Genomic DNA, 12,129 nt, shown 5'->3' on the forward strand with positions numbered 1-12,129 from the left:
TCGGGGGTGGCGAAAGCACCGCCGGGCGCTTCAGCCGGATGTCCACTGACCATCAAGAGGTACTCCGATCCAACTCGTAGGCGGTCACGACCTCGTCGGTCGGTCCGTCCATCACTAGTTCGCCCTTCTTCAACCAGATCACCCGGTCACAGGTGCCGCGAATCGAGGCCATCGAGTGCGACACCAGGAAGACCGTGCCCGCGTTGTCCCGGATCTCTCGGATCCGGCCCTCGCTGCGGGCCTGGAAGCGCTTGTCGCCGACGCTCAGCGCCTCGTCGACGATCAGGATGTCGTGCTGCTGCGACGCGGCGATGGCGAACTTCAGCCGGGCCTGCATGCCCGAGGAGTACGTCCGCATCGGCAGATCGATGAAGTCCTGCAACTCGGAGAACTCGACGATCTGGTCGCGCAGCGCGGTGATCTCGCTCTTCTTGAAGCCCAGCGCCAGGCCGCCCAGCACGATGTTGCGCTCACCGGACAGATCCGGGAGCAGGGCAGCCCCGACCCCCAGCAGGTTCGGCCGGGAGCTGGCGTAGACCGCGCCTCCGGACGGCGGGGTGAGCCCGACCATGGCCCGCATCAGGGTCGACTTCCCGGAACCGTTGGAGCCGATCACACCGATCGACTCGTTCTCATAGGCCACGAAGGAAACGCCCTTCAGGGCATGGACGGTGCGGATCCCACGCGGGGATCGGACCGGCTTGGCGTTCGGGCCGACCGCCTTGCCGCTGGCGTAGACCTTGTACTCGACGTGGAGCTCGTCCACCACGACGACCGGCCTGCGGTGATCAGTCGCGGCCATAGCGCTCCTCCGCCCGCCAGAAGAAGATGAAGCCGATCACGAACGAGGCCACCGCCCACACTCCCAAGTGCACCCAATAGGCGTAGTCGTAGCGTTCACTGGTCATCAGCAGCGACCGGGCAATGGTCAGGGTCTGGAAGATCGGATGCCACTCGTAGACCTGCACCACCCATGGATGACCGGCGAACAGCTTCTTCACGTCAAACAGTGCGCCCGAGGTGTAGAAGAGCAGCCGGGAGACGAACGGCAGGATCTGGGTCAGATCCCGGAAGTGGACGGTCAGCCGGGCCGTGATCAGCGCGATGCCGGTGTTGAACACCAGGTAGATCAGCAACAGGGGTGCCATCAGCAGCCAGTTCCAGGTCGGGAAGTGCCCGAACATGATCAGCAGGCCGAACATGACCACCATCGACAGCAGCAGCGTGTAGAACTGCTCGAACACCACTGCCAGCGGCAACGCGACGCGTGGGAAGGAGAGCGACTGGACCAGAGCCCGGTTCCCGGTGATGGCCTTGGCACCCTGCGCGAAGCAGGCCGAGAAGAACTCGAACAGGAAGACACCGACCACCACGTAGGCCGGGTAATCCGCCGGACGAGTGCTGCTCTGCTGGATGACTCCGAAGATCGTCCCGTAGACCAGAGCGTTGAGGGCCGGCTTGAGCACCAGCCAGAAGGCGCCGAGCCGGTTCTCCTGGTTCTGGGCCGCCATCCGGTAGCGGGCCATCGTGCTGATGAAGTCGCGCCGTTCCCAGGTCTCCCGGAAGTACGGCAGGACGGAGGCGCGAGCGCCGACCCGATGCAGCCCATGCTGTTCGGCCAACTCGGAGAGGCTCATCCGGCTCCCTGCTCCATTTCCGTGGCTGGACCCCACCGAGTCGGTGAAGCGCAAGCGAGTTTAGTGCAACCGGCGAGCGGACCGGGCACCGACCCTCGTCCGCCCTTGTCAGTCAGCGGCGGTTGGCCAGGTAGTAGCGCACCAGGTTGGCGGTGGACGGATCCTGTGCGGCCAGGGCGTCCGCGTCGCCGGCCACGGCCGGGGCGATCTGCAGAGCCAACTGCTTGCCCAGCTCGACGCCCCACTGGTCGAAGCTGTTGATCCCCCAGACCACACCCTGGGTGAAAGTGATGTGCTCGTAGAGGGCGATCAGCTGGCCGACCACGCTCGGGGTGAGCGCCGGAGCCATGATCGAGGTGGTCGGACGGTTGCCGCTGAACACCCGGGCCGGGACGATCGGCTCGGCCGTGCCTTCGGCCCGCACCTCGTCGGCAGTCTTGCCGAAGGCCAGCGCCTTGGTCTGGGCGAAGAAGTTGGCCAGGAACAGCTCATGAACGTCGGCGGCACCGTCCTTCAGCGGGTGCGCCGGAGTGGCTACCGCGATGAAGTCGGCCGGAATCAGCTGAGTGCCCTGGTGGATCAGCTGATAGAAGGCGTGCTGGCCGTTCGTGCCGGGCTCGCCCCAGAAGATCTCCCCGGTGGCCGTGGTCACCGGCCGGCCGTCACTGCGGACGCCCTTGCCGTTGGACTCCATGGTGAGCTGCTGCAGGTAGGCGGCGAAGCGATGCAGGTACTGGGCGTACGGAAGGACGGCATGGCTGGCTGCCCCCAGGAAGTTCACGTACCAGATGTTCAGCAGACCCATCAGGGCCGGGACGTTGCGCTCCAGCGGCTCGGTGGCGAAGTGCTCGTCGACCGAGTGGAAGCCGTCCAGGAAGGCGCGGAAGTTGTCCGGCCCGATCGCCACGGCCACGGCCGTGCCCACAGCCGAGTCGACCGAGTAGCGGCCGCCGACCCAGTCCCAGAAGCCGAACGCGTTGGCCGGGTCGATGCCGAAGTCGGCCACCTTGTCCAGTGCGGTGGAGACCGCCACGAAGTGCTTGCTGATGGCCTGCTTGGCCGACGCTTCGGAGTCGTCGACCACGCCGGCCTCGCGCAGCCTGGCCAGGAACCAGTCCCGGGCCATCCGCGCGTTGGTGAGCGTCTCGAGGGTCGTGAAGGTCTTGGAGGCGATGATGAACAGCGTGGTCTCGGGATCGAGATCCGCGGTCTTCTCGGAGACGTCGGCCGGGTCGATGTTGGAGACGAAGCGGCAGCCCAGGCCCGGCTGGACGTAGGGCAGGAGAGCCTCGTAGACCATCACCGGGCCGAGGTCGGAGCCGCCGATGCCGATGTTGACCACAGTGCTGATCGGCTTGCCGGTGACACCCACCCAGCTGCCGCTGCGCACGGCGTCGGCGAAGGCGAAGACCCGGTCGAGCACGGCGTGCACCTCGGCGACCACGTCCACCCCGTCGACGACCAGAGAATCGGTCGCCGGGCGGCGCAGCGCAGTGTGCAGCACCGAGCGGTTCTCGGTCACGTTGATCCGCTCGCCGGCCAGCATGGCGTCGCGACGCTCGGCCAGCCCGACCTGCTCGCCCAGCTCGACCAGTGCCGCAAGAACCCGGTCATCGACCAGGTTCTTCGACAGATCCACGAACAGGTCAGCCGCGGTCAGGCTGAGCCGCTGCGCCCGTCCCGGGTCGGCGGCGAAGGCTTCGCGGAGGTCCAGGGCGTAGCCGTCGGCCAGCGCGGTGAGCGCGGCCCAGGCGGGGGTGCTGGTGGGATCAACCGGAGATGTCATGGCTCCAGCCTAAGAGGTCATTTCGGCAACTCGTGCCACGTCCGGCTGCACTCAGCCGGAGGTGACCCGCCGCACATTCGCCTCGAAGGCGGCCTGCGGACCGTCCGGCAGCTCGCCCAGCACTTCGCGGCGGAGCCGGTCCCGGACCGGCCGCAGCGGATCGTCCCCGAAGGCTAGACCGAGCACCAGGTCGACCTCCCGCACGCCGGGATGCACAAGGTAGGAACCGGCCGTGGTCGGGTAGGTCGCGACGAACTCGGCCTGCGGCCGACCCAGCGGATCGCAGGTGACGATCGGACGTCCGGTGGCCAGGAAGTCGGTGGCCACGCTGGAGATGTCGGTGATCAGCAGGTCGGCGGCGTTCAGGCACTCGGTCAGGGACAGGCCCTGATCGGCGGTGACCAAATGGCCGTCCCCGGCCCGCAGCATGGTCTCGATCTCGGCGATCGCGGCCCGCAGCTGGGGACGGTTCACCCCACTGGCCGGATGCGGACGGAACCAGACCCGCAGCTCGGGATGGTTCTTCAGCAGCGCCCTGACCAGGTCCGGCCCGATCACCTCCAGCGAGGAGTAGGCGATCTGGTCGTCCAGGCCCTCGAAGGTCGGCGCGTAGAGCACCACCGGACGCTCATTGCCGGTCGGCCCGAAGGTCAGGTCGGCAACCTGCGGACGTCCGATCACCGCGAACCGCTCGTCGGGGAGGTCCACGCCGGCGACCCGGAAGCGCTCGATGGCGGCCGAGCCGGCCACCCAGACCTCGTCGGCGCCCTTGGCCAGGTTGCTGGCGCTGGTCGCCTTGTCCGAGTCCCCATGCATCAAGAAGATGTGGCGCAACGCCGGGTTACGCATCGGCTGACCGTTGCGCTCGCCGTAGGCCAGGTAGAAGGCGGCCTTCAGTGACGGGAGCTCGAGTCGCTCCACATCCCTGGACGCGGGGGCGTAGATCACCGGATGCCGAGTGGCCTCCAGCGGAGCCAACTGGCTGGCCTCCCGGACCAGGATCAGCCCGTCGGTGGTCAGCCGATCCAGAGCCGGCAGCCATTGGTTGACGACGTACTCCGACTGCCGAGCCGGGAGCGAGACATAGACCAGGAATCGCGGTGTCAGGGTGCCGAGTTCGTCCACCAGCTCCTGGGCGGTCTGAGGGGCCTGGCGACGCAGCTGCATGGTCTGCCAGGTCGTCCAGCCCAGGTAGATCAGCGCGGTCTCGACGATGGCAACGGCGAAGCAGTAGTCGAACAGCACCCACAGCGAGTCGGCCGGGCGTCCGGTGGTGATCAGGGCGACCAGCAGCACGGCCGCCTCGAGAGCGACGAAGACTCCACTCGTCCCGACTCCGCGGGCATACACCCGGGCGTGCTCGGCGAAAGCCCCGGACTGCCGGCCGGCGGGCTGGTAGCGCAGCGGCGGGGCGACCCGCCACAGCCAGGTGGCCAACACCGGCTGGATCAGCCAGACCAGCTGAATGACCAGCACTGCCGTCAGGTAGGTGAGGGCGGCATTGGGTGCAGTCGCGGTGGCCAGCCCGGCGACCAGTCCGACCGCGATCAGGCTGCGCAACAGAGCCCGCAGCTGGGGACGGAGTCCGACCTGCTCCAGCGACCGGACGCCGACTGGGTCGGCGGCGGTGGACAGCCATTCCCAACCGGACCCGATCAGCCAGGCGGCCAGACCCAGCCAGGGCAGTCGAAGCCAGGCGGCCAGGGTCAGGACGACCAGGCTGAGCACCAGAACACTGAGGTGGTGGCGTCCCGCGAAGGCGGCGATTCCGGACGGGACGTGGCCCGGCCATGCCGCCCGCGCGGCCTCTTCCCACTCCGGGACGGGCGCGCGACCGGGACTGTCGACGGACTGGGCGGGGCTCACAGCGCACCAGCGTATTGGGTGGCAGCAACCAACCGCCGGGATCGCAAGCCGGAATCAGGCCTTGATCGCCACGTGCACGTGGTTGAAGTGGTTCGCGTTCAGGCTGCCGCGATCGACCATCTTGCGCCAGCGCTGGTTGCTAGGCGTCCAGATCTGCTGCTCGAAGATGATGTGATCGATGTTGAACTCGCGGTAGTGCGCGATCAGGTACTTGGTGATCCGCCAGCCCAGTTTGCTCTCCACGTGGGTGGTCAGCATCAGGTCGAGGGCGCGTCCGTTCTTGTGGAACTGGCGACCGCCAGCCCGCCAGCCGCCGAAAGAGTTGATCTCCGGGAAGAGCGGACATACCGAGCGGTAGATGTAGATGGTCTTGGGGCGCAGCCGGTTCTCGACCGCAGAGCCGCGCGGGCAGGGGTCCATGGTGGTGCCGTCGGGCACCGGCGAGTCCGACTCATCGGACAGCGACGCGGCCAGCACCCAGCCGTAGCCGTCCTCGAACTCGATCTGGCGGTACTTGCCCTCGACGGAGCTGGTCGCCGAGATCTTGGCGCCCCGACTGATCGAGCCGAGCAGCTTGGCAGAAGTGTCGGCCTCGGCGCGGACGTTCAGTGATCCCGTGCTGTACAGCCGGGTCTTGCTGACCACGACCGGTGCCACAACCTGACGGACAGCGGCGGGCGCAGCCAGCGAGTCGGCGGTCAGCGCCCGAGCAGTCAGGGTCGGCTCGGCGATCACAGCGGACGGGCTGCTACCGGCCGCGGCGGCCGAACCACCGTTGACCCCGAGCACGATCGCGCCCGAGGTGGCCAGCACGGCGAGCCCGACCAGTCCGACCACGCCTTGGGCGGCCGGTCGCGCACGGAGCCCCTTGGCTCTGCGGGCTCCGCGGCGAGGCGCCGACGGCACCGCGACGTCGGGCTGCTCAGCCTCGACAATCCTGCGTGCCTGGTATGCCATGAAGCTCCAGCCTGAAGTAATCTGAGGACACTCTCAGCCTAACTTAAGGAACTGAAGGCAACAAGGCGTACCGTCACCCGGCCGGGTGACGGCAACCTCAGATCATCGGCAATGGCGCCGCACACTGAAGGAGACCAGATGCGTGAGATCGAAGGGCTCGACCTGCTGGACCTGGCCGCCGTCGGCGCCGTCGCACTGATCGGCTGCGTGCTGATCCTGTTCGCAATCGGCTCGCTGAAGCGTTCCTTGCAGCGCCGGTCGCACGCTCGTCGGGCTGCCGGCTAGGTCAGTCGTTCAACCGCCAGTCACGCAACAGGCTGCGCAAGCCACCCAGAGTCGCCGCGCTGACCAGCTCGGCGCCGATCAACTGCTGCGGCCAGACCGCTGCCGCTCCGGCGGCCAGCCAGGCACTGGCCCGGTCCGGGTTCAGCGTGCCGCTGGCGATCAGCATCGGGAAGCCGAGCATCGCCGGTAGCGCCTGCACTTCACCGCGATAGGCACCGGCCGGCGTCACCTGTACCGCTGCCGCCCCGGCCCCCAGCCCGGCCCGCAACTCGGTCGGAGTCAGTCCACCGAGCACTACCGGGAGCTCCGGTCGGACCGAGACCAACTCCGGAAGGACGAAATCCGAGCTCACGAAGCCGGCCCCGGCATCGGCGGCTTCGCGCACCTGATCAGCACTCTCGACTCCGCTGACGCCGATCAGCGCCCGCCGTCCGAAGCCATGCAGCAAGGCCGGCAGCGCGGCCAGCTCCTCGACCGACACCGCCCACGCCAAGAAACCCTCCTGGGCCAAGACTTCGGCGGCCGGCAGCAACTCGTCGATCCCGACCGCAGGCAGGCTGAGTACGACCTGATGACGACCTGGGAGGCGGAGCGGAGCGGGCACGTCCCCATCCTGCCCGATGCATCCAGTACGCAGTAGCGCGGACCCCGTTTCGCCCGGCCGACCCTCGTCAGCGCTGCAGCTAAGAACTACGCTGAGTGGTGGTCGGACCGGCCTGGGAACCGGGTCGACTCTGGGGCGAGGCGGACGCCCGATGTTCTCGCGGCCACCCGGCCGACCGAGCGGGACGACTGTGATCTCACCCTGGACATGCTGTGGCGATGCTCGTTGGGTTCGGGGGAACTGATGGCCAAGGCCAAGGTGCTCGTGGCCGCCGGAGCCTGCATGTTGGCAGGAGTCCTGGTGGCACCGCCGAGAGCCAGTGTGACGGTGAGCGCTGCGCCTGATCAGGCCAATGGCTGGGCCGGGTCGCCATTCGGCAGCGGCAACGCCTCCTCACAGTTGCCGACCATGGCCCCGACGATCAGCTACCAGCCGACCTCTGCGGCGACCGGCCCGACCTCACCAGCGGTCACCTCGCCGGGCGATGCCACCGTGCTGCCCACCCAGAGCGTCGATCCGGCGACCGTCGACCCGATGAGTCGGCCGACCATGACGATGAGCGAACCGGTGCCGACGCTGAGCCCGACCGAGGAGCCCACGCAGACCGCCACCGCCGAGCCGTCCGAGGCCCCCGAACCCGAGCCCAGTGACTCGCCGAACCCGACGCCGACCGAGCAGCCGAGCCCGACCGTCGAGCCCACCCCCACAGAAGAGCCCACTCCGACAGTCGAGCCAACCCCCACGGACGAGCCAACCCCGACCGTCGAACCGACGCCCACGCTCACGCCAACGCCGACCCCCACTCCGACCGTCACGCCGACCCCCACGGACGAGCCGACACCCACCGTCCAGCCCACCCCAACAGTGGAGCCGACGCCCACCGAGCAGCCGACGCCCCCGTGCGAGCCCACGCCGACTCCGACGCCGAGCCAGACCGACGAACCGACCCCGACCACGGAGCCGACGCCCACCCTGACGCCCACGGTGGAGCCGACTCCACGCCCGACCGAGCCGAGCCCCACCGCAACGCCCACCCTGACGCCGACCGATCCGTCCACTCCGACCCCGTCGGCCACCGGGTCGACTCAGCCCCCGCCGACTCGGCCGACACCGAGTTGGACTCCGCATCCCACCCCGAGCGGGCCGAGCCCCAGCCCGCCGCCGACCACCCGGCCTTCGACTCCGCAGGCCCCGCACTCACGACCCCAGCCGAGCGGGAGTACCTCGTCCGTCCCGCCGAAACGACCCACGGCCTGGCCGAGTCACCCGCAGCGCACCTTCTGGTGGCAGGACGGACGACTGCACGAACACCACCGACCGGACCCCGGCCAGTGGTGGCTACAGTTCATGAGGTGAAGCGCGCCGGTATCGCCCTTGTCGTGGCCTGTCTGCTGGCTGCGTCCGGCTGCGCCGCCCAGCCACCCAGTGCCGGTCCGGCCCGACTGCCGTCGTCCTCCGCGGGAGCCAGCAGCCCGGTAGCCCCTGTCATCAGCGCGACGCCGACCTCCACCCCGACCGTCAGCGCCAGTCCGACGCCGAGCGAGACGCCGACCGGCAGCGCCACGCCGTCCGCACCGGCCAAGGACACCCGCACCGGAGCCCAGCTGAACCAGCCCTACCGGGTGGACGGGGTGATCGTGGTCTCCAAAGCCCACCCGGTCTCGGCGAACTACCGTCCGCCCCGCCCGACCGGCCCGTACGGCTTGAACGCCGATGCCCAGCAGGCGCTGGCGAAGATGACGGCGGCCGCCAAGAAGGACGGGGTGAAGCTGGTCGTCCGCTCCGGCTACCGCAGCTACGCCACCCAGAAGCAGGTCTACAACAACGCGCTGCGCAACTATCCGAGCATCACCTCGGCTAAGCGCTACAACGCCCCGCCCGGGGCCAGCGAGCACCAGACCGGCTTGGCCATGGACCTATGGGACGGAGTCACCTGGAGCCTGCCGATGGCCAACACCGCCACCGGAAAGTGGCTGCACAAGCACTGTCACGAGTACGGCTTCGTCCTGCGCTACCCCAAGGGCAAGGAAAAGCTCACCGGCTACGCCTACGAGCCGTGGCACTTCCGCTACCTCGGCACCACGCTGGCCGCCCGGTTCGGCAGCGGCAACACGCTCACCCTCGAAGAAGTGCTCGGCCTGGCCTGAGCCGTCGGGCGGTTGTACAGGTGATTCGCGGGATCGTCGCCCGGTCCGATCATTGCGGGGCGTCCGCATCACTGGGGTCGAGCGACCACAATGAAGCCATGACCAATCAGGTGGCGCCGGTGGTTGAACTGCTGGGCGCAGGCAAGAAGATCGGCATCCTGACCAGCGGCGGCGACGCCCAGGGCATGAACGCAACGGTGCGCGCTGTGGTGCGCACAGCGGTCAGCCTGGGAGCACGGGTGTTCGCCATCTACGAGGGCTACCAGGGCATGGTCGACGGCGGCGCGGGGATTCGCGAGCTGGTCTGGGAGGACGTCGGTTCCATCCTGCACAAGGGCGGCACCATGATCGGCACCTTCCGGTCCAAGGACTTCCGCGAGTACGACGGACGCAAGCGCGCCGCCGTGAACCTGCTGGCCAACGGCATCGACCGACTGATCGTGATCGGCGGGGACGGCTCGCTGTCCGGCCTGGACCAGTTCCGTGGCGAGTGGACCCAGATCCTCACCGAGTTGGTCGCCGAGGGCAAGATCACCCAGGAGGTGGCTGACGCCCACCCGTCCCTGATGTTCGCCGGACTGGTCGGCTCGATCGACAACGACCTGGTCGGCACCGACATGACCATCGGCGCCGACAGCGCCCTGCATCGGATCGTCGACGCCATCGACGCCCTGGGCAGCACGGCGGCCAGCCACCAGCGCTGTTTCGTGGTCGAGGTGATGGGACGCCACTGCGGCTACCTGGCCCTGATGAGCGCCATCGCCGGCGGCTGCGACTACGTGCTGATCCCGGAGAACCCGCCCGAGGAGGGCTGGGAGCACCAGCTGTGCGCTGCGCTGAAGCGTGGCCGGGCGGCCGGCCGTCGCGACTCGATGGTGGTCGTGGCCGAGGGCGCCTGCGACCGGTCCGGCAAGCCGATCACCTCGGCCTATGTGCGGCAAGCCATCGAGGACATCCTCGGCGAGGAGGCCCGGGTGACCATCCTGGGCCACGTCCAGCGCGGCGGGGCGCCCAGCGCCTACGACCGGTGGGCGTCCACCTGGCTGGGCTACGAGGCCGTGATGGAGGTGCTCACCGCCGAGCCGGGGACGACTGGTCCGGTGATCGGCTTCCGCGGAAACCGGGTCTCCCGAGTGCCGCTGATCGAGGCGGTCGCCAAGACCCGCAAGGTGCCCGAGCTGATCGCCGCCGGCGACTTCGCCGCAGCCATGGAGCTGCGCGGCGGCTCGTTCACCGAGGCGTCCAGGATCTTCGCCGAGATGGTCGAGCCGAGCCGGATCGAGTCGGACACCGAATGCAAGCGGATCGCCATCATCCACGGCGGCGGCCTGGCTCCGGGCATGGACTCTGCGGCCGCCACTGCCGTCCGGCTGGGAATCAGCCGTGGCTACCGGATGCTCGGTGTCCAGGGTGGCTTCCCGGGTCTGCGCGAGGGCGCCATCAGCGAACTCAGCTGGGGTGAGGTCGAAGGCTGGCTGACCGGCGGCGCCGATCTGGGCACCAGCCGGACCGTCCCGGCGGTGGAGGACCTGTACCGGATCAGCCGTCAGCTCGAGGAGCACCACATCGATGCGCTGCTGGTCATCGGCGGCTGGGACGCCTACGAGGCCGCTCAGATGCTGCATGCCGAGTCCGATCGATTCCCGGCCTGCGGGCTGCCGATCGTGTGCGTCCCGGCGTCCATCGACAACAACCTGCCCGGCTCGGAGCTGTCGATCGGCACCGATACCGCGCTGAACGTGATCACCGAGGCCATCGACCGGATCAAGATGTCCGGCCAGGCCAACCGGCGGGCCTTCGTGGTGGAGACCATGGGCCGCTACTGCGGCTATCTGGCCTTGATGAGCGCCATTTCTGGAGGTGCGGAGCGGGTCTACCTGCACGAGGACGGGATCGAGCTGCCGGCCCTGCTGGACGACATCCGCTGGCTGCGGCGCAGCTTCGCCTCCGGGCGCAAGCTGTTCCTGGCCATCCGCAACGAGAGCGCCAACCCGCTCTACACCACCGACTTCCTGGCCCGGCTGCTGCAGCAGGAGGGCCAGGGGCGCTACGACGTCCGGCAGAACATCCTGGGCCACATTCAGCAGGGTGGCTCGCCGTCCCCCTTCGACCGACTGCTCGGCGTCCGACTGGTCTCCAAGGGCCTGGACGTCCTGGCCGCCGAGTTCGCTGCAGGCACCAACGAGAGCCACTACCTGGGCCTGGTGCAGTCGAAGGTCGAGGTGCGTCCGCTGGAGCAGATGGCCGAGGAGATGGACCCGACCTATCGGCGTCCGCTGCAGCAGTGGTGGATGGATCTGCGTCCGGTACTCAAGGCCGTCTCGGACGCCGCCATCTGAGCCGGTCCGCTCGGTTCACCGGCGACTCCCGGCCCACCCTCGCCAGGTGGAAGATCACACGGCCAGACGGCCGAGTCGTCCACTTTGCGAAGCGGACGGACAGCAACCAGCCGGCGCCCGAGGGAGTTCGGACGCCGGCCGGCGCAGGCCGACGGTCGGGGGCTGAGGTCCCGGCCGGCGGCCACTGGGTGAGGAAGGTCAGTCGCGCAGATCGACCTGCGCCCGGAACTTGGCGCCCGGCTTGAACACCGGCACCCGGGCGGCGGCGATCTCCATGGGTTCACCGGTGCGCGGGTTGCGTCCGGTGCGGGCGGCCCGGTCGCGGGCCTCGAAGGTGCCGAAGCCGGCCAGGATGACCGGACGTCCGGCCGCCACCTCGTCCACGATCACCTCCAGCAGCGCGTCCACGGCGGCTTGCGCCGAATGCGCGCTGAGCCCGGTCTTGTCGGCCACCTCGGCCACCAGTTCCCTGCGAATCATCTGTTCTCCTTCATCGATTGCCCTGGAC

General features: G+C 68.8%; 11 protein-coding genes. 3 read left to right on the forward strand and 8 right to left on the reverse strand.

Annotated features, from left to right (window positions below):
* Positions 1-52: 52 nt before the first annotated feature.
* From ATK74_RS11920 to ATK74_RS11940, 5 genes are all read right to left on the reverse strand, one after another.
* Positions 53-802: an ABC transporter ATP-binding protein gene (locus ATK74_RS11920; RefSeq protein ID WP_098461242.1), complete on the reverse strand. Its 750-nt coding sequence runs from the start codon at positions 800-802 to the stop codon at positions 53-55.
* Positions 789-1,637 carry an ABC transporter permease gene (locus tag ATK74_RS11925; RefSeq protein ID WP_098461243.1) on the reverse strand — a complete coding sequence of 283 codons (849 nt, stop codon included), beginning with the start codon at positions 1,635-1,637 and terminating at the stop codon, positions 789-791. Before ATK74_RS11925 ends, ATK74_RS11920 begins: the two co-directional genes overlap by 14 nt.
* 112 nt (positions 1,638-1,749) lie before the next feature.
* Positions 1,750-3,423: a glucose-6-phosphate isomerase gene (pgi, locus tag ATK74_RS11930; protein WP_098461244.1), complete on the reverse strand. Its 1,674-nt coding sequence runs from the start codon at positions 3,421-3,423 to the stop codon at positions 1,750-1,752.
* Between the two features lie 51 nt (positions 3,424-3,474).
* Positions 3,475-5,289, reverse strand: coding sequence for a CDP-glycerol glycerophosphotransferase family protein (locus ATK74_RS11935; protein WP_098461245.1), 1,815 nt, complete (start codon positions 5,287-5,289; stop codon positions 3,475-3,477).
* 54 nt (positions 5,290-5,343) lie between these two features.
* On the reverse strand, positions 5,344-6,246 hold the full coding sequence (locus ATK74_RS11940; RefSeq protein ID WP_143483660.1) for an SH3 domain-containing protein: 903 nt from the start codon (positions 6,244-6,246) through the stop codon (positions 5,344-5,346).
* Between the two features lie 138 nt (positions 6,247-6,384).
* On the opposite strand from ATK74_RS11940, the gene ATK74_RS15430 reads away from it, so the two are divergent.
* Positions 6,385-6,531, forward strand: a complete 147-nt coding sequence (locus ATK74_RS15430; RefSeq protein WP_169923839.1) for a hypothetical protein — start codon at positions 6,385-6,387, stop codon at positions 6,529-6,531.
* Between the two features lies 1 nt (position 6,532).
* Here ATK74_RS15430 and ATK74_RS15435 read toward each other — a convergent pair whose 3' ends face one another.
* Together ATK74_RS15435 and ATK74_RS15700 are read right to left on the reverse strand one after the other, a co-directional pair.
* Positions 6,533-7,135: a beta/alpha barrel domain-containing protein gene (locus ATK74_RS15435; protein ID WP_169923840.1), complete on the reverse strand. Its 603-nt coding sequence runs from the start codon at positions 7,133-7,135 to the stop codon at positions 6,533-6,535.
* Between the two features lie 425 nt (positions 7,136-7,560).
* On the reverse strand, positions 7,561-8,211 hold the full coding sequence (locus tag ATK74_RS15700) for a hypothetical protein (protein WP_098461248.1): 651 nt from the start codon (positions 8,209-8,211) through the stop codon (positions 7,561-7,563).
* A gap of 276 nt (positions 8,212-8,487) precedes the next feature.
* On the opposite strand from ATK74_RS15700, the gene ATK74_RS11955 reads away from it, so the two are divergent.
* Both ATK74_RS11955 and ATK74_RS11960 read left to right on the forward strand, forming a co-directional pair.
* Complete coding sequence (locus ATK74_RS11955; protein WP_098461249.1) at positions 8,488-9,282, forward strand: M15 family metallopeptidase; 795 nt, start codon at positions 8,488-8,490, stop codon at positions 9,280-9,282.
* Between the two features lie 98 nt (positions 9,283-9,380).
* The gene (locus ATK74_RS11960) at positions 9,381-11,621 is read left to right on the forward strand and encodes a 6-phosphofructokinase (RefSeq protein ID WP_098461250.1); all 2,241 of its coding nucleotides are present in this window, start codon (positions 9,381-9,383) and stop codon (positions 11,619-11,621) included.
* 198 nt (positions 11,622-11,819) lie between these two features.
* Here ATK74_RS11960 and ATK74_RS11965 read toward each other — a convergent pair whose 3' ends face one another.
* Entirely contained in the window at positions 11,820-12,101 is a 282-nt protein-coding gene (locus ATK74_RS11965) for an HU family DNA-binding protein (RefSeq protein WP_098461251.1), read from the reverse strand.
* Between the last annotated feature and the right edge of the window lie 28 nt (positions 12,102-12,129).

Source organism: Propionicimonas paludicola, assembly GCF_002563675.1.
Lineage (GTDB): Bacteria > Actinomycetota > Actinomycetes > Propionibacteriales > Propionibacteriaceae > Propionicimonas > Propionicimonas paludicola.

Excerpts from the sequence above, each read along its gene's own strand:
- ATK74_RS11920 (WP_098461242.1), bottom strand. The coding sequence starts at position 802 with ATGGCCGCGACTGATCACCGCAGGCCGGTCGTCGTGGTGGACGAGCTC.
- ATK74_RS11925 (WP_098461243.1), bottom strand. The coding sequence starts at position 1,637 with ATGAGCCTCTCCGAGTTGGCCGAACAGCATGGGCTGCATCGGGTCGGC.
- pgi (WP_098461244.1), bottom strand. The coding sequence starts at position 3,423 with ATGACATCTCCGGTTGATCCCACCAGCACCCCCGCCTGGGCCGCGCTC.
- ATK74_RS11940 (WP_143483660.1), bottom strand. The coding sequence starts at position 6,246 with ATGGCATACCAGGCACGCAGGATTGTCGAGGCTGAGCAGCCCGACGTC.
- ATK74_RS15430 (WP_169923839.1), top strand. The coding sequence starts at position 6,385 with ATGCGTGAGATCGAAGGGCTCGACCTGCTGGACCTGGCCGCCGTCGGC.
- ATK74_RS11960 (WP_098461250.1), top strand. The coding sequence starts at position 9,381 with ATGACCAATCAGGTGGCGCCGGTGGTTGAACTGCTGGGCGCAGGCAAG.
- ATK74_RS11965 (WP_098461251.1), bottom strand. The coding sequence starts at position 12,101 with ATGATTCGCAGGGAACTGGTGGCCGAGGTGGCCGACAAGACCGGGCTC.